This window comes from Streptomyces sp. NBC_00726 (assembly GCF_045161735.1).
Lineage (GTDB): Bacteria > Actinomycetota > Actinomycetes > Streptomycetales > Streptomycetaceae > Streptomyces.
The window spans coordinates 23,216-43,616 of the sequence record NZ_CP108984.1 but is presented as its reverse complement, the minus strand read 5'-3'; the positions used below and the strand labels follow the sequence as shown (position 1 = coordinate 43,616).

At 70.8% G+C, this 20,401-nt stretch carries 18 protein-coding genes, 1 tRNA gene and 1 pseudogene; 14 read left to right on the top strand and 6 right to left on the bottom strand.

Features of this window, described 5'->3' with window-relative positions:
- Window positions 1-24: 24 nt before the first annotated feature.
- The 5 genes and pseudogenes from OG338_RS29725 to OG338_RS29705 form a co-directional block, all read left to right on the top strand.
- A pseudogene (locus tag OG338_RS29725) lies at window positions 25-1,893 on the top strand (acyltransferase domain-containing protein); the annotation flags it as partial.
- Window positions 1,894-1,983: 90 nt separating this feature from the next.
- Window positions 1,984-2,382, top strand: coding sequence for an acyl carrier protein (locus OG338_RS29720; protein ID WP_405940583.1), 399 nt, complete (start codon window positions 1,984-1,986; stop codon window positions 2,380-2,382).
- Window positions 2,383-2,474: 92 nt separating this feature from the next.
- Window positions 2,475-4,049 (top strand): long-chain-fatty-acid--CoA ligase, encoded by a 1,575-nt coding sequence (locus OG338_RS29715; RefSeq protein ID WP_331741583.1) that lies wholly within the window; start codon window positions 2,475-2,477, stop codon window positions 4,047-4,049.
- 3 nt (window positions 4,050-4,052) lie between these two features.
- On the top strand, window positions 4,053-4,802 hold the full coding sequence (locus tag OG338_RS29710; RefSeq protein WP_331741580.1) for an alpha/beta fold hydrolase: 750 nt from the start codon (window positions 4,053-4,055) through the stop codon (window positions 4,800-4,802).
- Between the two features lie 18 nt (window positions 4,803-4,820).
- Window positions 4,821-5,303: a nuclear transport factor 2 family protein gene (locus OG338_RS29705; RefSeq protein WP_331741577.1), complete on the top strand. Its 483-nt coding sequence runs from the start codon at window positions 4,821-4,823 to the stop codon at window positions 5,301-5,303.
- A gap of 65 nt (window positions 5,304-5,368) precedes the next feature.
- On the opposite strand, the gene OG338_RS29700 is transcribed toward OG338_RS29705, so the two are convergent.
- Window positions 5,369-5,968, bottom strand: a complete 600-nt coding sequence (locus OG338_RS29700) for a TetR/AcrR family transcriptional regulator (protein WP_331741573.1) — start codon at window positions 5,966-5,968, stop codon at window positions 5,369-5,371.
- Window positions 5,969-6,132: 164 nt separating this feature from the next.
- Between OG338_RS29700 and OG338_RS29695 the strand changes: the two genes are divergently transcribed.
- Both OG338_RS29695 and OG338_RS29690 read left to right on the top strand, forming a co-directional pair.
- Window positions 6,133-7,569: an MFS transporter gene (locus OG338_RS29695; RefSeq protein WP_331741571.1), complete on the top strand. Its 1,437-nt coding sequence runs from the start codon at window positions 6,133-6,135 to the stop codon at window positions 7,567-7,569.
- A gap of 381 nt (window positions 7,570-7,950) precedes the next feature.
- A complete protein-coding gene (locus OG338_RS29690; RefSeq protein WP_331741569.1) occupies window positions 7,951-8,766 on the top strand; it encodes an AfsR/SARP family transcriptional regulator in 816 nt (271 codons plus the stop codon).
- 31 nt (window positions 8,767-8,797) lie between these two features.
- On the opposite strand, the gene cysD is transcribed toward OG338_RS29690, so the two are convergent.
- Window positions 8,798-9,730, bottom strand: a complete 933-nt coding sequence (gene cysD, locus OG338_RS29685; RefSeq protein ID WP_331741567.1) for a sulfate adenylyltransferase subunit CysD — start codon at window positions 9,728-9,730, stop codon at window positions 8,798-8,800.
- A gap of 366 nt (window positions 9,731-10,096) precedes the next feature.
- Between cysD and OG338_RS29680 the strand changes: the two genes are divergently transcribed.
- A complete protein-coding gene (locus OG338_RS29680) occupies window positions 10,097-11,839 on the top strand; it encodes a hypothetical protein (protein ID WP_405940570.1) in 1,743 nt (580 codons plus the stop codon).
- Window positions 11,839-13,152, top strand: a complete 1,314-nt coding sequence (locus tag OG338_RS29675; protein ID WP_331741563.1) for a hypothetical protein — start codon at window positions 11,839-11,841, stop codon at window positions 13,150-13,152. The genes OG338_RS29680 and OG338_RS29675 overlap by 1 nt, the downstream gene beginning before the upstream one ends.
- A 70-nt stretch (window positions 13,153-13,222) precedes the next feature.
- On the opposite strand, the gene OG338_RS29670 is transcribed toward OG338_RS29675, so the two are convergent.
- Complete coding sequence (locus OG338_RS29670; protein ID WP_331741561.1) at window positions 13,223-14,641, bottom strand: aminotransferase class V-fold PLP-dependent enzyme; 1,419 nt, start codon at window positions 14,639-14,641, stop codon at window positions 13,223-13,225.
- A 138-nt stretch (window positions 14,642-14,779) separates the two neighbouring features.
- On the opposite strand from OG338_RS29670, the gene OG338_RS29665 reads away from it, so the two are divergent.
- Window positions 14,780-15,139, top strand: coding sequence for a nuclear transport factor 2 family protein (locus OG338_RS29665; protein WP_393769200.1), 360 nt, complete (start codon window positions 14,780-14,782; stop codon window positions 15,137-15,139).
- A gap of 92 nt (window positions 15,140-15,231) precedes the next feature.
- Here OG338_RS29665 and OG338_RS29660 read toward each other — a convergent pair whose 3' ends face one another.
- On the bottom strand, window positions 15,232-15,612 hold the full coding sequence (locus OG338_RS29660; RefSeq protein WP_331741557.1) for a hypothetical protein: 381 nt from the start codon (window positions 15,610-15,612) through the stop codon (window positions 15,232-15,234).
- A gap of 176 nt (window positions 15,613-15,788) precedes the next feature.
- On the opposite strand from OG338_RS29660, the gene OG338_RS29655 reads away from it, so the two are divergent.
- Both OG338_RS29655 and OG338_RS29650 read left to right on the top strand, forming a co-directional pair.
- Window positions 15,789-15,876, top strand: a tRNA-Thr gene (locus tag OG338_RS29655).
- Window positions 15,877-16,107: 231 nt separating this feature from the next.
- Window positions 16,108-17,139: an iron-containing redox enzyme family protein gene (locus tag OG338_RS29650; RefSeq protein WP_331741555.1), complete on the top strand. Its 1,032-nt coding sequence runs from the start codon at window positions 16,108-16,110 to the stop codon at window positions 17,137-17,139.
- A gap of 81 nt (window positions 17,140-17,220) precedes the next feature.
- On the opposite strand, the gene OG338_RS29645 is transcribed toward OG338_RS29650, so the two are convergent.
- Together OG338_RS29645 and OG338_RS29640 are read right to left on the bottom strand one after the other, a co-directional pair.
- Window positions 17,221-17,370 (bottom strand): hypothetical protein, encoded by a 150-nt coding sequence (locus tag OG338_RS29645; protein ID WP_331741553.1) that lies wholly within the window; start codon window positions 17,368-17,370, stop codon window positions 17,221-17,223.
- Window positions 17,371-17,425: 55 nt separating this feature from the next.
- Window positions 17,426-18,439 carry a DUF2156 domain-containing protein gene (locus tag OG338_RS29640; RefSeq protein WP_331741550.1) on the bottom strand — a complete coding sequence of 338 codons (1,014 nt, stop codon included), beginning with the start codon at window positions 18,437-18,439 and terminating at the stop codon, window positions 17,426-17,428.
- 266 nt (window positions 18,440-18,705) lie between these two features.
- On the opposite strand from OG338_RS29640, the gene OG338_RS29635 reads away from it, so the two are divergent.
- Window positions 18,706-19,845 (top strand): acyl-CoA dehydrogenase family protein, encoded by a 1,140-nt coding sequence (locus OG338_RS29635; protein ID WP_331742009.1) that lies wholly within the window; start codon window positions 18,706-18,708, stop codon window positions 19,843-19,845.
- A 28-nt stretch (window positions 19,846-19,873) separates the two neighbouring features.
- Entirely contained in the window at window positions 19,874-20,389 is a 516-nt protein-coding gene (locus tag OG338_RS29630; protein ID WP_331741548.1) for a hypothetical protein, read from the top strand.
- Window positions 20,390-20,401 lie beyond the last annotated feature (12 nt).

Genomic DNA, 20,401 nt, shown 5'->3' with positions numbered 1-20,401 from the left:
AAGGTCGCCCTCCTCTTCACCGGCTCCGGCGCCCAGTACACCGGGATGGGCCGCTCCCTCTACGCCTCGTCCCCGCTGTTCCGACGCCATGTCGACGCGTGCGACGAGCTGTTCACCGCCCGGCTGGGCCGGTCCGTGGCCGCGATCATGTTCGGCGAGGCGCCCGACGCCGCCGAGATGCTCGCCCGTACCGCCTACACCCACGCCGCGCTGTTCACCCTGGAGTACTCCCTCGCCCAGCTGTGGCTGTCCTGGGGAGTCAGGCCCAGCGTGCTGATCGGGCACAGCGTCGGCGAGATCGTCGCCGCCACCGTGGCCGGGCTGTTCACCCTCGACGACGGCATCGCCTTCGTCACCGCCCGCGCCGCCCTCATCGAGTCGGTGCCCCGCCCCGGCGGCATGGCCGCGGTGTCGGCGCCCGCCCAGGAGGTCGCACCGCTGCTCGCGGCCTGGCCCGATCTGGCGGTCGCCGCCGACAACGCCCCCCAGCAGTGCGTGGTCTCCGGCGCCGCCGGCTCCCTCGACGCGGCCGTGACCGCACTGCGCGAGCGCGGCTGGAACGTCACCCCGCTGCGGGTCGCCGCCGCCTTCCACTCGCCCCTCATGGCCGAGGTCTCCGACGAGCTCGGCAAGACGCTGGCGGCCGTCGAATTCCACGAACCCCGGCTGCCGATCGTCTCCAACCTCACCGGCAGGATCGCCACCTACGCCGAACTCGCCACCCCCGACTACTGGATCCGGCACGTCAACGAGACCGTCGCGTTCGCCGAAGGGGTACGCACCATCGACGCCCGGGGCCGCCACGTCTTCCTGGAGGTCGGCCCCTCCAGCGCCCTCACCTCACTGGCCCGCCAGTGCGTGGATCCGGCCCGGCACCGCTGGCTGAGCTGCCTGAGCCCCAAGGACGAGACCGGCATCCGGCTCACCAACGCGCTGGCCGGGGCATACACGGCAGGACTCAACATCGCCTGGTCCCAGGTGTACGAGGGCCGCCCCGGCCGACGCATCGAGCTGCCCCCCTACGCCTTCGACAGTCGCCCCTACCGCCTGCCGGTCCGGCCCGGCAGGACCACCGCCGACGGCACCCACTCCCTGCTCGGCCGCCCCACCGCCGCCCCCGACGAGGCACCGGCCGGCGTGCGGACCTTCACCGCCCGCATCAGCGCCGGCCACCCCGGCTACCTCGCCGACCACACCGCCGCCGGCCGGGCCTTCCTCCCCGCCGCGGCCTACCTGGAACTGCTGCTGGCCCTCCAGGACGAACTCACCGGCGAGACCCGGCGCGCCCTGGAGGACATCCGCTTCCACGAGGCGCTTTTCCTCACCGACCGGCCCACCCTGCTGCTCACCCGGGCCACCGCGGCGGCGGACGGCTCCTTCACCGTCGAAGTCCGCAGCCGGCCGGCCGACGACACCGCGCCCCCGACGCTGCACGCGAGCGCCGTGATCGCCGCCCCCGCCACCACACCGGCCGCCGGCACCCTCACCGGGCCCGGACGCGAACTGCTGGACCGCCTCGCGCGGACCGGCACCGCAGGCCCGGCACCACGCAAGATCCTCACCGGCGAGGACGTACACGCCGCCTACGCCCGGGCGGGACTGGACTACGGGCCGCAGTTCAGCCGGGTGACCGAAGTCCGCGCCCACGGCGAGGACTTCGCCGTCACCACCCTCTCCAACTCCGGCACCTCCCGCGCCGAACACCTGCCCCCGCCCGTCCTCGACGCCGCCACCCACGGCCTGGCCGCGTTCGCCGACGACGGCCGGCCGTACATCGCCACCCGCATCGCCCGGCTGCGCGCCTTCAAGAAGCCCCGCGGCGAGCACCTGCGCTCACTCCTGCGCGTCCACCGGGACGACACCCGGCCCACGGCCTTCGACCTGGACGTCGTCCTCCTCGACGGCACCCCGGAGCACCGATCCGGCACCCCGGAGCATCACCCCGGCACCACCGACGGCCCGCACCCGGACGGCGAGCCCGTCATGGAACTCACCGGGATGACCTTCACCCTGCTCCCGTCCCGCCCCGCCCCGCCGGCCGGCCGCACCGGCGGAGCCCCCGTCCGCCCGGCGCCCGTCTCCGTAGACATCCGCGCCCTGGTGCACGCGGCTCCCGGCGAACGGCACACGGCACTCGTCGAGCTGCTGCGCACCCTCACCGCCGACGCGCTGTCGATCACCGACCGGCGCGAGGTGGACGCCTCCGCCACCTTCCTGGAACTGGGCGTCGACTCGCTGACGGCGATCGCGCTCAAGAACCGGCTCCAGGACCAGCTGGGCCTGGCACTGGACGCCACCGTCGTCTTCGACCACCCCTCGGTGAGCGAACTCGCCCGCCACCTCGCGGCCCTGCTGACCGCCGCCCGTCCCACCCCCGCCTGACCGGCGGGCCCACCGGCGGCCGTGCCCGCCGGCCGGCACCCGTACAGCGCATCTCCGCACCGCACCCGTATCCCACCGGACGAGGGGACCCGATGGACCTCAGCACCACGCCGACGCTCGCCGCGCGTGCCGCGCTGCACGCCCACTCCCGCCCCGACCAGCCCGCGGTCATCTGCGAGGACCGCACCCTCACCTACGCGCAGCTGCACCGCGAGAGCAACCGCACCGCCCACGCCCTGCTCGCCGCCGGCCTGGGCCCCGGCTCCCGGATCGGCTATCTGGGCCAGGAGTCCGAGCACTACTACGACCTCGCGCTCGGCTGCGCCAAGAGCGGCGCGGTCCTGGTCCCCATCAACTGGCGGCTCACCCCCACCGAGGTCGAACACGTCCTGCGCGACTCGCAGGCCGAACTGCTCTTCGTGGAAAGGGAGTTCAGGCCCACCGTCGACAAGGTGAGCCATGCCCTGCCGCAGCTGCGGCAGCTGGTCGACCTGGACAGCGACACCCATGTCGCGGGCGGCCTGCTCGCCTGGAAACAGGGCCTGCCCGACACCGACCTGCCGCCCGCCACCGGCTTCGACGACCCGGTCGCCCAGCTCTACACCAGCGGCACCACCGGCCTGCCCAAGGGCGTGGTCCTCGCGCAGCGCACGTTCTTCACCCTCATCGCCGACACCCGCCGCGCCGGCGTCGACTGGATCGACTGGCGCACCACCGACCGCGGCCTGAGCTGCTTCCCCGGCCTGCACACCGCGGGCTTCGGCTGGTTCATGCACTCCTTCAACGCCGGCGCGACCACCGTCATCATGCGCCGCTTCATCGCCGACGAGGCCGCACGCCTCATCGAGCGCCACGCCATCACCACCCTGTGGGCCGCGCCCGCGATGCTGCGCATGATGCTCGCCGAGCACGCCACCACCAAGGACACCTTCCGCACCCTGCGCAAAGTGGTGTACAGCGGCTCGCCCATCGACCGCGAGCTTCTGCTGACCTGCATCGACATCCTCGGATGCGAGCTGGCCCAGGGCTATTCGTCGGCCGAGGCCGGAAGCTTCCTGACCTGCCTGGCGCCCCAGGACCACACCCCCGGCAGCACCGTGCTGGCCTCCGCCGGCCGGGCGCTGCCCGGCAACGAGATCCGCATCCTGGACGACCGGGGGAACGTGCTGCCCCCCGGCAGCACCGGCCGCGTCACCGCCCGCACCCCGGCCCGGTTCCTGGGCTACTGGCAGCTGCCCGACGCCACCGCACAGGCCGTCACCGGCGACTGGCTCGCCATGGGCGACATGGGATACCTCGACGAGGACGGCTACCTCTACCTGGTCGACCGGGTCAACGACACCATCATCGTCGCGGGCCAGAACATCTACCCCACCGAGGTGGAGAACGCGCTGCGGGCGCACCCGGCCATCGAGGACGTGGCGGTGTACGGGGTCCCCGACCCGGACTGGGGCGAGGCGGTCAGGGCCGCGGTGGTGCTGCGGTCCGGCGCGACGGCCGTGCCCCGGGACTTCCTGCGGTTCCTGAACGGCCGCATCGCCGGCTTCAAGGTCCCCACCGGATACGAGACGGTCACCGAACTGCCCCGTAACCCCACCGGCAAGGTGCTGCGCCGGGTGCTGCGCGAACGCCACGCCGCCGGCGTACAGCCGCAGGCGGCGGGCTAGAGCGTGCACCGCTGGCTGCACCCGTCCGAGGCCGGGCCGGACGCGGACATCCGGCTGTTCCTGCTGCATCACAGCGGCGGCGCGGCCACCGCCTACCGCGACTGGCCCGCCCTGTTCCCCGGCTCGGTCACCTGCCAGGCCGTGCAGCTGCCGGGGCGCCAGGACCGCCGCGGCGAGGAGCCGTACACCCGGCTCGCGCCGCTCGTGGGGGACCTGGCCGGGGTGCTGGCCGCCGATCTGGACGAGCGCCCGTACGCGCTGTTCGGGCACTCCATGGGCGCGCTGCTCGCCTACCGGGTCACGGTCGAACTGGCCAGGACCGGCGTCCCCGCGCCGGCCCTGCTCGCCGTCTCCGGCTGGTCCCCGCAGGGCTTCCACGCCGGCGACCCGCAGACCGGTGACCCGTACCCCTTCGACCCGCTCGCCCTCACCACCCGGCTGAACTCACTCCCCGCCGGAGTCGCGGCCGATCCCCGGCTGCTGGACGAGGCCGTCCGCACCCTGCGCGCGGACGGGGCGGTGTGCGCCGACCACACCGACGACCACGCAACCGTCCCCTGCCCGCTGGTCGCCTACACCGGCCGCGACGACCCGCTGCTCGCCCCCGAGGCACTGCACGCCTGGGCCGGCCGCACCCCCGACTACCTGGGCTGCCGTACGTATCCCGGCGGCCACTTCTATCTGCACACCCACACCGGGGCCGTCACCGCCGACCTGGGGCAGCTGCTGCTGCGCCACGCGGAGCCCCGCTGACCCAGGGAGGACCGACCGATGCCACCCACACCCGCAGCCGTACCGGTGTCCACGCCCAACGCGCTGCTCGACGCCTATGTGGCGCTGTGGAACGAGACCGACCCCGAGCGCCGCCGCGCCGGGGTGGAGCGGCTCTACGAGCCCGACGCCACCTACCTCTTCTACCGCAAGGACCCGATCCGCGGCCATCAGGCGATCATCGACCAGCTCGCCTACACCCAGGAGATCTACGGCCCGATGGGCTACACCTTCCGCTCCTCGCACAACGCGGTCGGGCACCACAACGTGGTCCGCCTCAACTGGGTGATGGTCGCGGGCGCGACCGGGGAGATGGAGATGGCGGGCCAGGACGTCATCGTCCTCGGTGAGGACGGGCGGATCCGCTACGACTACCAGTTTCACGACCGGATGCCGACGTCGTTCGTCTACAACGACGGTTACGAGGAACACGGCGTCGCTGTCCGCGACGCACGCCCCGAGCGGGTGACCCAGGCGCGGTGACGGGCCCGAGTGCTCCGGTCCCGCGGCGTCCCAGCGCCGCGGGGCCGGTCTGCTGACGGGGTACGTCAGGCGGACACCGCGCCCACCGGGGCGGGGCAGTACTGACGAAGCACCAGTTCCGCGGTGGGCATCGCCATCCGGGCCGGGCCGTCGGCCCCCAGCACCTCGCCGTTGTTGAGCAGTCCGCCGATGACGAGCATCAGCGCGTCGGCCATGTCCTCGGCGTCACTCGCTCCCGCGAGGATGCCCAGGTCGCGCAGCCAGTCGCGCAGCCGGCGCAGGTGGCGCACCGACTCCACCCGCCCCGGGTACTGCGGATCGCGGAACTCCGAGGAGGTGTTGTAGTAGATGCAGCCGTAGTACTCCGGTGACTGGACGCTCTCGTAGAAGAAGCCCAGCAGTGCCAGGATCTGGCCGGCCGGGTCGCCCTGATGGGGGCTGGTCACCTCTGCGGCGGCCTTCCACCACTCCTCGTCGCTGTCCCGGATCCAGGCAGCGACCAGTTCGTCCTTGCTGGCGAATTCGCGGTACAGCAGGCTCTTGCCGACCCCGGTCTCGTCGATGAGCTGCTGCATGCCCACCGCCCGCACCCCCTGCCGGCTGAACAGTCTGGACGCGGCGGTGAGGATTCTGCGCCTCGTCCCCGGTGCCGGTTTTCGCGCCATCGTTGCGTTCTCCTTCCCCTAGCCCGCATCCCTACCAGCATACGTTTGACAGGGGATCTCAGGGGCGCTAAAAATGGACCGATCAGTCCGGGACTGGTCGGTCCATTACTCATGCCGCTCCCGAAGCCGTCCCCTCGACGCCGTTCCGATCGGAGTCTGTGATCATGACCGAGACCTCCACTTCCGCTTCACCACCCGTGCCGGGGGAGGGCGAGGCGGCCGCGGCCGCACCGGCGGTCAAGAGCCTTCCGCTGCTCCTTCTCGTCGTGTGCGCGGTCCAGTTCCTCGACGCGATGGACATCGCGAGCATGGGGCCGGCGCTGCCGCTGGTCCAGGACGACCTGGGGATGTCGGCGTCCTCCCTGCAATGGGTCGTCTCCGCCTACGCCCTGGGCTTCGGCGGCTTCCTGCTGCTGGGCGGCCGGCTGGCCGACCTCTTCAACCGCAAGAAGCTGCTGATCGGCTGGCTGATGGTGTTCGTCGTCGCCAGCTGCCTGGGCGGCCTGGCCGAGAACGGCCCCGTGCTCGTCATCGCGCGCCTGCTCAAGGGAGTCAGCGCCGGTATCACCGCACCGGCCGCCATGGCCATCCTGCTCAACGCCTTCCGCGACGAGCAGGCCCGTAACCGCGCGCTCGGCACCTTCCTCGCCGTGGCCTCCGCCGGTTACTCCCTCGGCCTGCTGCTGGGCGGCCTCATGGCGGGCGTCGACTGGCGCCTCATCCTCTTCCTGCCCGCCGCGGTCGGCCTGCTGGTCGCCCTGCTCGCCTGGTCCGTCGTGCCCGGACAGCAGGCCGGCGGACGCCGCGGCAAGCTCGATGTCTTCGGCTCGGTCACCGTCACCGCGGGCGCCGTCGCCCTCGTCTACGGGCTGAGCCGGGCCGCGAGCCACGGCTGGGGCGACGCCCTGACGATCGGCGCGCTGGTCGCGGCCGCCATCCTGTTCCCGCTGTTCCTGGTCATCGAGCGCAGCCACCCCGAGCCGCTGGTCCCGCTGGCCATCTTCACCCGCCCGCAGCTCTCCCGCGCCAACCTGTGCATGCTCTTCTTCGGCGCCTACGTCTCCTTCCAGTTCGTCCTGACGCTCTACTACCAGGACGAGCTCGGCTGGTCGCCGCTGGAGGCCGGTCTCGCCTTCCTCCTCGGCGGTGTGCTCACGGCCGGCACCGCCCGCTACGGCGCCGCCCTGGTCACCAAGTACGGTGCCTGGCCGGTGGCCACCGGCGGCCTGATCATGCTGAGCATCGGCTACCTGGGCTGGTCGCTGCTGATCGGCAACGTCGACCCGCTGGTCACGCTCATCGCCCAGCAGCTGCTCGGCGGCCTCGGCTTCGCCGCCGTCTACCCGGCGCTGAACATCGCCGCGGTCGGCAGTGCCGGACCGGATGAGCAGGGCCTGGCCTCGGGTCTGTTCAACGCCGGCGCGCAGATCGGCAACGGCGTGGTCATCGCCATCACCGCCACCGTGTTCTCGCTGGCCTCCAGCACCGGGCTCGCGCCTTACCGGGCCGGCCTGTGGACGGTCACCGCGATCACCCTGGTGGTCACGCTCGTCGCCCTCCTGGGCGCCGCGCGCTACCGGCAGAAGACAGCCGCCGCGTAGAAAACCGGCCGGGGCCTCGTGCCCCGGCCCCCCTGTACGGCTGCGCAGTACACGGCGGCGAACTATTTGCTCCCCCGCATCCGCCATCCGTGTACTGTGCAGCCTTTGGGCTGGGCATGGTACCCGCCGAATTTGCAGGTGTCTGGATTTTCTTCTTTTTTGACTTGAGATTTGATGTATTTCACGCTTGAGGTTTCATTGACAGACCGAAAACAGTCGAAGTAAGATCCAGACTGATCGGTCCAGATGTTATCAGTGTCTGATAGTTTACTATCCGACATTTCAAGGGGAAGCGCAGGTGCGACCCGCGCACGGTGCCCCTTGATGCGCCAGAAGCCAGCACGACGACACGTACCTTTCCATTTACGGGGGAGAAGCTCTGTGTTGCTGTTTTCGGTACTGGGTTGCGTCGAAATCAAGAAGAACCGCTCCGCCGTGCGGCTGGGCGGCGCCATGCAGCAGACCTTGCTGGCCACCCTCCTGGTCTCCGGCGGAGACCTGGTGACCGTCGACTCCCTTATCGCCGAACTCTGGGGCACCACCCCGCCGGCCAAGGTGGAGAACGCACTCCAGGCGCAGGTCAGCAGGATCCGGCGCACTCTCGCCGCCCTCGAACCCGGCCGCGACACCTCTCGCGTGGTGACCAGCACCTCGGGCTATCTGTTCACCGTCGGCCGCTGGGAGCTCGACGCGACGTTATTCCTCGACGCCGTCGAAGCCATCCACGCCCGAGCGGGCCACGGGACCCACGCCTACCGGGAAAAGGACATCACCGAACTCCGTGACGCCCTTTCGCATTGGCGTGGACCAATGTTCGGCGGCCTGGCCGGCGGGCTCATCTGCCAGACCGCCGCCGCGCGCTACCTCGAAGCGCGTACGTCCGCACTGACCCTGCTGTACGACCTCGAACTCCGCGCCGGTGGGCACGAGCGAATTCTCCCGGAATTGGCGGAGCTGTACTTCCGCAACCCCGTGCACGAACAGTTCTGCATGCTCCTCATGCGCGCGCTGTACCGCTGCGGCCGCCAGCTCGACGCCCTCGGCGTCTACCGCCAGTGCCGCCGCAACCTCATCGAGTCGCAGGGCGTCGAACCCTCCCCGGCCCTCAGCCAGTACGAGCAGGCCATCCTCACCCACGACTCCCGGCTCCTCCAGGACGAGCCCTACTGGCCGGTCCCGGACCTGGTCGCCCCTTAGGGACAGCTGAGGCCGGGCGGCGCGGGCGTGGTCAGAAGTACCCTTCGCGCTTGCGGTCTTCCATCGCGGCCTCGGACATCTTGTCGTCGGCGCGGGTCGCGCCTCGTTCGGTGAGGCGGGAGGCGGCGATCTCGGTGATCACGGCGTCGAGTGTGGTGGCGTCGGAGTCGACGGCGCCGGTGCAGGACATGTCGCCGACGGTGCGGTAGCGGACCTGGCGGGTCTCGGTGGCCTCGTGTTCCCCGGGCCCGCCCCAGTCGCCCGCGGTGAGCCACATGCCGTTGCGGTTGAAGACCTCGCGTTCGTGGGCGAAGTAGATCTCGGGGAGGTCGATGCCCTCGTGCTGGATGTACTGCCAGACGTCGAGTTCGGTCCAGTTGGAGATGGGGAAGACGCGGACGTGTTCGCCGGGGGCGTGGCGGCCGTTGTAGAGCTGCCAGAGTTCGGGGCGCTGGCGGCGGGGGTCCCATTGGGAGAACTCGTCGCGCAGGGAGAAGACGCGTTCCTTGGCGCGGGCCTTCTCCTCGTCGCGGCGGCCGCCGCCGAAGACGGCGTCGAAGCGGTGCTGCTGGATGGCTTCGGTCAGGGGCACGGTCTGGAGGGGGTTGCGGGTGCCGTCGGGGCGTTCGCGGAGCTTGCCGGCGTCGATGTAGTCCTGGACGGAGGCGATGTGGAGCCGCAGTCCGTGTTCGGCGACCACGCGGTCGCGGTAGGCGAGGACCTCGGGGAAGTTGTGGCCGGTGTCCACGTGCAGCAGGGTGAAGGGCACCGGTGCGGGTGCGAACGCCTTGAGCGCCAGGTGCAGCATCAGGATCGAGTCCTTGCCGCCCGAGAACAGGATCACCGGCCGCTCGAACTCACCCGCCACCTCACGGAAGATGTGCACCGCCTCGGACTCCAACGAGTCCAAGTGGCTCAGCACGCGCGAGCGCGCGGTGTTCCGCACCCTGGCGAAGACCGTCATGCGGCCCCTTTTCGGTGAGCGGCGCGTACGGCACCGCGACGGATTCCGGCAGGCTCTGCCGGCAGAAATGCAGAAGAAAGCGAAGTGAATTTCTGCGACACCTGTCAGAAAGAATACGGAAGGTGCGCCTATGCGGTGCTGACAGGTGGCTGATGGGCGGCCGGTGAGGGTCCGAAGACCGGCCCTGAGCTGCGTAATCAGACCCTTTGTCGGGGTTCCGGCCGGCCGTCAGGACCCGGTAAGAGGCGTGTCAGCGGAGAGTCAGCCGGGTGATGCGATAGTGCGGCGGGGATATTTGCCCGCCATCGGCAGCAGGCAATTCCCCTCCCTTTCCATTCCGTTCCTTTTCGAGGGGCTTGAGCAGAGATGATCCTTCAAGGACTCCGGCGGAGCAGGCCGGTCCGGCGCATGATGCCGTTCCTGCTGACGGTGGGCATGGCCACCGCTCTGCTGAACGGCACCGGCGCCGCCGCGTACAGCCCCGTCGAAAAAACCTCGGCGGTCCAGGGCAGCGACGGCGTCACCTACACGGCCACCAACCACCTGGCGAAGGCGGCGAGGGGCAAGGGCCGCGAGTGGCTGATCGCCTGGGCCGGACCGGCCCAGCAGCCCGCCCCCGACTTCCTGACCGTCATCGACGCCACCCCCGGCTCGTCGACGTACGGGAAGGTGGCCAACACCGTCACCGTCGGCCCGAACAAGGCCAACGAGCCGCACCACGTGCAGTACGTCTGGCACAAGGGCGACCGCATCTACGTCGGCGGCATCATGGCCGACACCACCTTCGTCTTCGACGCCAAGGCCCTGCCCGAGCTGAAGATCGTCGGCGTCAACACGGCCGCCGACACGCCCTGCGGCACCCTTCCCGACGCCTACCAGGTGCTCAGCGACGGCACCGCGTACGCCAGCTACATGGGCGGCCCGAACGTCACCGGGCCCTGTACCTACACCAACGGTGAGGTACGCGTCGGCAACGGCGCCGGCGGTTCCCCGGGCGAGATCGTCCGCATCGGCAAGGACGGCAAGACCCTCGCCGAGATCCCGGCCGCCACCGAGCACGGCGAGAACCCGCAGCAGTGCGGCAACGTCCCCGCGCTCCCCAAGGCCAGCTGCGCCAACCCGCACGGCATCGCCGTCCGCGAGGACCTGAACGTCATGGTGGCCAGCGACTTCGCCGAGGCCCGCAACTTCATGACGCCCGACTCCCCGCTGGTGGAGAACCTGGCCCGGCAGACGGTCCGCGTCTTCGACATCTCCGACCGCAACAACCCGAAGCTGACCTCGGTCAGCAAGGTCGCCGACGGCCCGCGCGGAGCCCTGGAATCGCGTCCCTTCTTCCGCGAGTCCCGCGTGGTGATGGAGACCGCCCTGACGAACCGGCCCGGCCACAAGGGCGCCTTCGTCTCCTCCATGGCCGGTGGCGCGGTCTTCTACACGCCCGACATCACCGCCCCCGCCCCCAAGTGGCGGGAGGTCTTCGACGACACCGCCGCCTACCGGGCCATGAACCCCGGCTCCAAGGTCAACGGCGGCGGGGACAACTCCAGCTGGCTGGCCGTCAGCCCCGACGACCGGTTCCTCTTCCACACCGTCATGGGCCAGTCCACGCCGTACGGAAAGCCGCTCGACAAGGCCACCACGGGCATGATGTACGTCCTCGACATCCAGAAGCTGCTGGCCGCCGGACCCGGTACGAAGTGCTCCGTCGACCGGCTCGCCGAGGCGTACCGCGGCGCGTTCGAGCGGGACTGCCCGAGCCTGGTGGACACCATCCCGATCCGTGACACCACCGACGGCGGCCCGCACTGGGGCGCCATGGACAACTTCAAGCGGACCGCGAACGGTACGTACCGCGAGACCACCGACGTACGCCGCATCGCCACCGCCAACTACTTCGTCGCCGGCTCCTTCGGCGGCGGCGGCGACCACCGGGTGTGCATGTTCAACCTGGACCGCCGCGGCCGGGTGAGCCTGGACCGGTCCTTCCGCGACGAGCGCACCCACCAGCCGTGCGTCAGCTTCAACCGCACCTCCTGGCCGCACGGCGACTACGGCAACAGCCAGCCGCACGGCGTGCTGTTCGTCGTCAGTGACGACGTCCTGCGGTGATGTACGCGATTCTCCCGGCGGCGGCCGTCCTGGCCGCCGCCCTCGCGCTCGGCACCCTGCTGCTGTGGCGCCGGCTGCTGCGCGGCCGGACCGCCATGGCGGCGTACTTCGGCGCGACGGTGGCCGTCACCGTCCTGGCCGCTACCGCCGCGGCCACCCAGCCCCAGCAGACCGGCCGGGACATCCCGGCCGGCACCCCGGTGCTGACCTCACTGAGCGTCGGCCAGAAACAGGTGCCCGTCCTCGTGGTCCCGGGCCGCCCGGGCGCCAACCTCGTCGCGATGAGCGCCGAGGACGGCGCCGCCGGGCCCGCCGCCGACCGGCTCACCCCCGGCCGCTCACGCCCCGGCTCCACCCTGACCTGGACCGTGGTCGACCTGCCGGCCGGCCGCAGCACCCTGTGGGTCTCCACCGGCGGGGCCACCGCGGGCCTCCCGGTCGACACCGGCAAGGCGGCGGCACGCGCCGAATCCGGCCCGACGGCCACGGTGAGCGGACCCGACGGTCCCGAGTGCGCGCACTACGCACTCGGCCGCGCCCTCGCCGCCGACACGGGGGCGGCCGAGCGGACCGGCACCGGAACGGCCGAGCGGACCGGCACCCCGGCGGCCGGGCAGACCGGTACCGACCACTCCGGCACACACCCCGCCTCCACCCTGGGCAAGGACGCGGCCCTGCCCACCGTGCCCCTCACCAGCTGCCCCTCCGACACCCTCACCAAGGCCGACGCGGCCGCGCTCCGCGCCACCGTCGACTACCTGGCCGGCCGCGGCCACCACGCGCTGGCCCTGACCGCCGACTCCTCCCCACGCGGCCGGGCCGCCGCAGCGGAGGTCCGCGCGGCCGCCGCCCGGGCCGGACTGACCGTGGCCGGACCGGACACCCGGAACCTGCCGCTCGTCGTCGTCGCCGGCTGGAAGGGCGCCGACTCCGCCGTACGAGCCGTCGCCTCCGGCAAGACCCGCGCCGAAGGCACGTACCTCGCCCCCTGGCTGCTCAATGCCCCGCTGCTCCAGCCCAGCGCCGGCCAGCTCCTGCCGCTGAGCTACGTCCCCCGGTCCCCGGAGGCCGAGGACTACCTGGCCGCCCTGGGCACCTGGCTGCCCGGGGAGACCCCCAGCGGCACGAGCTACACGGCCTGGCGGGCCGCCCGCGGCACGCCCGTCTCCGCTCTCCGGCTGTACGCGGCCGCCACCGTGTTCGTCCCCGGCTCCGGCGGTGCCGGCGGAGCCCATCACGGCGGCACCGGCCCCGACTGGCTGCCCAGCGGGATGATCGTCCCGGCCACCGGCCCGCTCGGCCCGACCCGCTGAACCCACCGCACGAGCCCCCCTCCCCGGCACATCGGGGAGGGGGGCTCGTGCGGTGGCGTGCCCGCCCGGGTCAGGCGGCGGACACGGCCGCGCGCTCCTCGGCGACCTCGGACAGCGCCGCGCGGATCACCGCCACGCTGCGGTCCACGTCCTCCTCGCCCGTGCGCCAGTTGACCACCGACACCCGCATCGCGGCACGGCCCTGCCACACCGTCCCGCCGAACCAGCAGACCCCGCTCGACTGAATCCGCGCGATCACCGCCCGCGTCACCTCGTCGTCGTCACCGAAGCGCACCAGCAACTGGTTGAGCACCACGTCGTTCAGCAGCTCGACCCCGTCCAGGCCCGCCAGCTGCCCGGCGAACCGGTGGGTCAGCGCACAGCAGCGCTCCACCATCCCGGCGACGCCCGAACGCCCCAGCGTCCGCAGCGCCGCCCAGACGGGCAGGCTGCGGGCGCGCCGGGAGAAGTCCGGCACCCACTCGATCGCGTCCCGCTCGCCCTCGGTGGCCGGAGGCAGGTAGCCCGCCCGCTCGTTGAGCATGGCGGCGCGGTGTGCCTCGGGGTGGGCGATGACGACGATGCCGCAGTCGTACGGCACGTTCAGCCACTTGTGGGCGTCCAGGGCCCAGGAGTCGGCGCGCTCCACGCCCGCCACCAGGGGCCGCAGCGCCGGGCTGGCCGCCGACCACAGCCCGAAGGCGCCGTCCACGTGCACCCAGGCGCCGTGGCGGTGCGCGATGTCGCACACCTCGCCGACCGGGTCGATCGCGCCGGTGTTGACGTCGCCGACCTGCGCGCAGACGATGACCGGCCCGTCCAGCCCCGCCAGGACGCGCTCCAGTTCGGCGGCGATCATCCGGCCCTTGTCGTCCACCGGCACATTGCGGATCCGCCCGGTGCCGAACCCGAGATACCGGGCGGCCAGGTCGATCGTCATGTGGTGCTGCGCGCCGGCCACGATGTGCACCTGCGGCGCCCCCGTCAGGCCGTCGCGCTCCACGTCCCAGCCGGCGTCCGCCAGCAGCTTGTGGCGGGCGGCGGCGAGCGAGGTCAGATGGGCCATCGTGCAGCCCGTCGGGAAACCGACCGAGGCGTCCTGGGGCAGGCCCAGCAGGTCCAGTACCCAGGTCGCCGCCACATGTTCGGCCACCATCACGGCGGGGGAGAGGTTGTAGAGGCTGGCCGTCTGGTCCCAGGCCGCGACCAGCCAGTCGGCGGCGATCGCCACGGGCAGGGTGCCGCCGGTGACATATCCGAAGTAGCGGGGGCCCGAGGCGGTGGGGATTCCGCCCTCGGCCGCGGCCCTTCCCAGCAGTTCGACGGTCTCGGTCGCGGAAACGGGTCCCGGGGGCAGCGGTCCGCCGAATGTCTTCAGCAGTTGTTCGGTGCCCGCCGTGGCTCCCACCGGACGTTCTGCGAGGCCCGTCAGATATTCGATGGCCTGTCGGTAGGCCAGGTCGAGAGGTGCCTTGTCCGCATCGGTCATGCCCCAACGGTAGGGAGACTCCGCTGACTTACTACTGACGGGACGCCGTGTCCGCTTGGACGCGCACACGGTCCTACCGATATGACTTTCCCCGGGGAATCGTTCACCCCGTACCGATACGACGAGATGAGGAAGAAAATGACGACCGACGAGCAGACTCGCAAAGTTATCGAACAGTTCAACGAGTCCTTCCAGAAGCACGACCCCGCGCTGCTGAAGGACCTGATCGCCCCCGACTGCCGGCTGGAGAACTCCGGCCCGGCCCCCGACGGCTCCAAGCACAACGGTTACGACGAGTGCCTGGCCTTCTGGTCGGGGATCGCCTCCAACGGCGACGCCGACTTCACCGTTGAGGAGACCTGGGTGGCCGGCGAGCGCTCGGTCGTGCGCTGGACCCTGCGCTGGGGCTCCGGACCTGCCGACTTCATCCGTGGCGTCAACGTGCACCGGCTCTCCAACGGTCAGATCGTCGAGAGCTTCGGATACGTCAAGGGCTGACCGCGACACGCCGAAGGGGCGCGGGCCGACGGGCCCGCGCCCCTTTCGCATGCGTACGGCCGCGGCCGGGGGAGGGCGCCGCGTCGGATCCCCTAGTCGAGCTGCGTCACGAGCATGACGCAGTCCTCCAGGGCCTTCGTGGCGTGGCCCTTGCCCTCGGTGTCCTCCACCAGCTGGCTGTTGCCCGGCGAGAAGGTGCGCCAGGCACCGTCGCTCACACCGCACTCCAGCAATCCACTGAGCAGCGTCATGATCTGACGGCGCGGCGCCGGGTGGAAGTCGCCCACCCAGCCCTTCGGGATGAACAGGTAGACGGCCTGTTTGGCCGGCACGCCCTCGGAGACGTGGAGCGACGGAGCCGGCGGCGCGAAGTTCATCGCCGTCACCTCCAGCATCTCGTCGACGAAGTGCGATTCCCCGCTCTCGTCGTTGTAGAGCCTCGACACGGGAATTTTCACGGACTCGGCGGTCAACGAATTCTCCTTGCTAGGACGCTGGGAAACCGGCCGCGCGTCTATTCCCGAGCACGCCGGCTGCGTACGCCACTATCCCCGCAGCCTTCTGACACGCTCCTGACGCTGCCCGTGCTCAGGGTCCGATCAGGGGCGTGTCAGCACATTCGTGCGAAGCTGAAGTCACCGAAAGGCCGGGAGAGGTTCCCAAAGCGGCCGAATGGGGTCCGGCACTTGTTGTCGGACGGGTTAACGCCCACGCAGGTTCGAATCCTGCCCTCTCCGCCGATGCTCATCCCAAGGCACGCGTATCCGAATCTCCCGAGCCGGATGCGCGTGTCTTTGGCATGACGGCCGATCCGTAATCAGGGGATCCATTCCTCCGCACGCCCGAGAGCGGCGGGATCACGTGGACACGACGCGCATCGACGCCGGTTCCCGACAGACATTGGAGAAGCAGTGTTCAGCAATGACAGTGCCGCCACGGCGACAGCCACAGGCGCTCCGACCGACCCCATGGCGATCGTCGACGAGCTCACGTCCTGGCTGGCGGCCCCCGCAGAAGAGCTCGACCGAACCCTGGGGGGTGACCGCGAGCGCATCGTCGCGGAAATCTCCGCCGTCAACGAGGCCGCCGCAGGGGCCCCCGGCCCCGCCGTCCGGGCCCGGTACGCGCAGCAACTGCTGCTCTCCCGCATCTACCAGACGGTGATGCAGATCTCCGACCACCCCACCGCGGAGGGCTCCGCCCTGCTCCACGAGGTCACCCGCATGCTGGAGCGGGCCACCATCGCCACCGAGGACGCCCACCTGGAGGACGGCGTCCTCGACCGGGCCCCGGGGGACCCCAAGCAGTTCCTGTCCTGGCTCAAGGGCATAGTCCGCGGCCACCGCGCCTACAAGCACCCGTACTACACCGAGTTCATCAACCGCGACGCCCAGCGCGATGACCTGCGCACCTACGTCATCCAGGAATCGCTGATCGACGGCCGGTTCGACGACTTCCTGGCCATGATGCAGATCGGCACCGCCGGCGCCAGCAAGATGGAGATCGCCAACAACTACTGGGACGAGATGGGCAACGGCGACCCCGAGGCCGTCCACACCCACCTCTTCAACAAGATCTACGACGTGTTCGACGTCCGGCCCGAGGAGCTGGAGGCGGCGATGACCACCACCGACCTCCACTCCGGCAACCTCGCGGTGCTGCTGTGCCGCTACCGCCACCTCTACCCCGAGGCCGTCGGCTTCCTCGGCATGACGGAATGGCTCGCCCCGGACCGCTTCCGCAACGTCGTCAGCGCCTGGGAGCGCCTGGGCCTGCCCGAGGTCGGCATCACCTACCACCGGCTGCACATCACCATCGACTCCCAGCACGCCGCGGGCTGGTTCCACAACGTGGTCATCCCCAGCGCGGGCTCGGACTACATGCGGCGCGGCATCGCGCGCGGCTCCCTGTGGCGCGTCAACTCCTCCGCCCGCCACCTCGACGAGCGGCTGGAACTGGCGCTGTCCGCCGAGCGCCGTACGCCCGTCACCACGGGCTGAGCCGGCGGTCCTCCGGCACCGACGCCGCGGCCCCTCACCCGCATCCGGGTGAGGGGCCGCGGCTCTGACCGGCCGGCCGCCCTACGACGCCTCGCCGAGCAGCGCGTCCAGCGCGGCCAGACTCTCGTCCGCCCGCTCCGCGGCCGCCGGGTCGTCCGGGGCGGCCGCGCACGCCTGGAACAGTTCCACGACCCGCTGCCCCTGCGCCTCGATCTCCGCAGACTCCGCCATCGCGCTCACCTCCCTCCCGCGCTCGTCACCGCACGCACCCCGCACCGGGGCCGGCTCACACCGCGTTGCACGCCCTGAACACGTGCACCAGAGCCGGCAGACTCGCCGGGCCGTGGAACGCGACGTACTCCGGCAGCACCACCTGCGGCGCCCACTTCAGCTTGTAGTCCAGCTGCGTCCGCGCCGGGTAGATGTGCGCGCCGTGCTCCCACAGGTACTTCATGAACCAGTGGAACGCCTTGCTGTACCCCGGGAACTGCGGCGCCGTCAGCGAGGTGAACGGAGTGAACCCGAAGTGCAGCCAGCCCACCTTTTCCTGCCGGAACACATCGATCGCCCCCTTGTTCACCGCCTCCATCACCCCGGGCGGAGCCTCCGGCAGCCGCCGGCTCAGATCGTGCATCCAGCCGGCGCGCGACCCGTACACCGGCGCGTACGACACGTACCCGACCAGTTCGTCGTCCCGCCGCGCCACGAACAGCCGGCGCAGCTCCTGATGGCGCCCGCCGGTCTGGCCGACCAGGAACTCCAGCGGCTTCACGCCCTCGCCCTTGGTGGTCAGCCACGCGGCGTCCAGCTTCTCGACCCGCTCCGCCCACTCGTCGTACGGCACCTCCTCGACCACCAGGCCGGCGCGCAGCGCCCGCTTGATCTTGTTGCGGAGCTGCATGAACCGGGTACCGGCCAGGGTGAACTCCGCCAGATCGACCGCGTACGAGGAACCCATCTGGTTCACCGTGAAGCCGTGGTCCACGAACAGCTGGGCGTCGCCGGACTGCACCTGGACGGAGACGATCCGCCGGCCCTGGCTCTCGGCGAACGCCACGAAACCGCGCAGCAGCCGCTCCCGCGCCCCGTCCGGCCCGGCGGGCCCGAACGGCGCGAACGGGCCGCCGAACTGCACCAGATATCCGCCCACCTGCCGGTACACGATCAACCCCGGCACGTCCGGCAGCCGGAAATAACTGTTGCCGTCATTGAAAGCGAAATAAGCGCTCGGATTGTCGGCATCCGCATACCGGCGGACGGCATCCAGTGCAATGTCCGTCTCCAGGATTGCCCCGGTCATGTGAGGTCCATTCTCCAGCCGACAGTTCCATCACTTATCCCACGCGCCCGAAGTGGCCCGCAAGCATCCACCCCGCCCCGTCAGCGGCCGGTCAGCCAGTGGTCAGGGGCAGTTCCCCAAGCAGGCCCCGCGACTCGGGGCAATCCATGGTCAGAGTCGTGTCAGGGCAGGGTCAGACATCGGATGCCACACTTCTGGACGAATATTCCACACGTCATTCCTCGCCTTTCGAGGAGAACTCCCAGTTGGTTCGAGGAGAACACGGCATGCGCTCCCTGGCGACGGCGCGGGATGTCTGCGAGAAATTCCACAAAGGACTTCTCGAAGCGATCGAGGAAATCCCCCTCATGGAACGGGAGGGCGCCGACAGTCCGGTGCTGGAGCTCTACCGCACCTGCAACGGCCCTTCCCTGCTCGTCCCCACCTCGTACGGAGGCCAGGCCGCCGGTCCGCTGGAAGCCGTACGGGTCCAGCGCGCGATCGCCGCGGCCTCCCCGTCCCTCGGCGTGGCCACCGTGATGCACCACTTCACCATCGCGATGCTCTTCCGCCTCGCCGGCATCACCGCCCGCCTCACCCCGGCCCAGCTGGAACTGCTGTCCGCGATCGCCCCGAAGAACCTGCTGCTCGCCTCCGGATGGGCCGAGGGCCGCACGGACCAGAACATCCTGGCCCCCTCCATCACCGCCGAACGCACGCCCGGCGGCTACCGCGTGAACGGCTCGAAGAAGCCGTGCAGCCTCTCGCACTCCATGGACGTGCTCACCGCCAGCGTCATGCTGACCCAGCCGGACGGCACGTCCCGTCTGGCACTGATGCTGATCCCCGCCACCTCGCCCGGCATCACCACCACCCCCTTCTGGTCCACCCCCATCCTGGCGGCCTCCCAGAGCGACGAGGTGCACCTGACCGACGTCGAGGTGCCCGAAGACCTCACCATCATCAGCACCCCCGAGGACCACGGCCGCCTCGACGATCTCCAGACCGGCGGATTCACCTGGTTCGAGCTGCTCACCACCGCCGCGTACACGGGCGCCGCCTCCACCCTCGTCGACCGGGTCATCACCGCGGGCCGGGGCTCGGCCGCCGACCGGGCCGCCCTCGGCACCCGCCTGGACGCCGCCGTCGGACTGGTCGAGGGCGCCGCCCGCGCCCTGGAGGACGGCGTGGACGGGGACGAGGCCGTCGCCGCCGTCCTCACCGCCCGCTACGCCTCGCAGGACCTCCTGGCCGCCACCGTCGACCAGGCCGTGGAAATACTCGGCGGCATGTCCTACATCCGCTCGGCGGAGGTCTCCTATCTCGCCTCCGCCGTACGGGCACTGGCCTTCCACCCGCCCTCCCGCGCCAGCGTGGCGGCCGAGATGGCCGACTACTTCGCCGGCGGCCCGCTGCGCCTGTCCTGACCCGACCCCGCCCGACGGAAGGCCACCCATGGACATCAAGAACCCGGTCGAGTCCCGCGTCACCTTCACCCTCCACCGCGCGGAGTATCTGGTCGCCTTTGTGGTGACGATCGCCCTGATCCTCCTGCACTTCACCGAGATCCGGTGGGGCTACGCCATCGCCCTGTTCCTGTACATCGATCTCATCGGCTACATCCCGGGCGCCATCGCGTTCCGGCGCAGCGCGAACGGCCGCATCCCCAAGGCGTACTACGTCCTGTACAACACGATGCACAGCCTGATCACCGTCGGCGCGGTGGCCGCCCTGTGGATGTGGCTCATCGGTCCCGAATGGGCCCTGCTGGCCCTCGCGTTCCACGTGTTCGGCGACCGGGGGGTCTTCGGCAACTTCTACAAGCCGTTCGGGCTGCCCTTCGAACCCGTCGCCACACCCCAGGTCGATGAGGTCACCGCCTTCCTGAAGCGGCGTGCGGCCACCGACGGGCCCGTTCCGCTGCCCCTGCCGGACGACCAGGGCACCACCGTCGTCGGAGCCGGCCGATGACCGGCAACCCCA

Bases quoted from the DNA above. Each gene is read 5' to 3' on its own strand.
- OG338_RS29720 (WP_405940583.1), top strand. From the start codon at position 1,984: ATGGAACTCACCGGGATGACCTTCACCCTGCTCCCGTCCCGCCCCGCC.
- OG338_RS29715 (WP_331741583.1), top strand. From the start codon at position 2,475: ATGGACCTCAGCACCACGCCGACGCTCGCCGCGCGTGCCGCGCTGCAC.
- OG338_RS29705 (WP_331741577.1), top strand. From the start codon at position 4,821: ATGCCACCCACACCCGCAGCCGTACCGGTGTCCACGCCCAACGCGCTG.
- OG338_RS29700 (WP_331741573.1), bottom strand. From the start codon at position 5,968: ATGGCGCGAAAACCGGCACCGGGGACGAGGCGCAGAATCCTCACCGCC.
- OG338_RS29695 (WP_331741571.1), top strand. From the start codon at position 6,133: ATGACCGAGACCTCCACTTCCGCTTCACCACCCGTGCCGGGGGAGGGC.
- cysD (WP_331741567.1), bottom strand. From the start codon at position 9,730: ATGACGGTCTTCGCCAGGGTGCGGAACACCGCGCGCTCGCGCGTGCTG.
- OG338_RS29680 (WP_405940570.1), top strand. From the start codon at position 10,097: ATGATCCTTCAAGGACTCCGGCGGAGCAGGCCGGTCCGGCGCATGATG.
- OG338_RS29675 (WP_331741563.1), top strand. From the start codon at position 11,839: ATGTACGCGATTCTCCCGGCGGCGGCCGTCCTGGCCGCCGCCCTCGCG.
- OG338_RS29670 (WP_331741561.1), bottom strand. From the start codon at position 14,641: ATGACCGATGCGGACAAGGCACCTCTCGACCTGGCCTACCGACAGGCC.
- OG338_RS29665 (WP_393769200.1), top strand. From the start codon at position 14,780: ATGACGACCGACGAGCAGACTCGCAAAGTTATCGAACAGTTCAACGAG.
- OG338_RS29650 (WP_331741555.1), top strand. From the start codon at position 16,108: ATGGCGATCGTCGACGAGCTCACGTCCTGGCTGGCGGCCCCCGCAGAA.
- OG338_RS29645 (WP_331741553.1), bottom strand. From the start codon at position 17,370: ATGGCGGAGTCTGCGGAGATCGAGGCGCAGGGGCAGCGGGTCGTGGAA.
- OG338_RS29640 (WP_331741550.1), bottom strand. From the start codon at position 18,439: ATGACCGGGGCAATCCTGGAGACGGACATTGCACTGGATGCCGTCCGC.
- OG338_RS29635 (WP_331742009.1), top strand. From the start codon at position 18,706: ATGCGCTCCCTGGCGACGGCGCGGGATGTCTGCGAGAAATTCCACAAA.
- OG338_RS29630 (WP_331741548.1), top strand. From the start codon at position 19,874: ATGGACATCAAGAACCCGGTCGAGTCCCGCGTCACCTTCACCCTCCAC.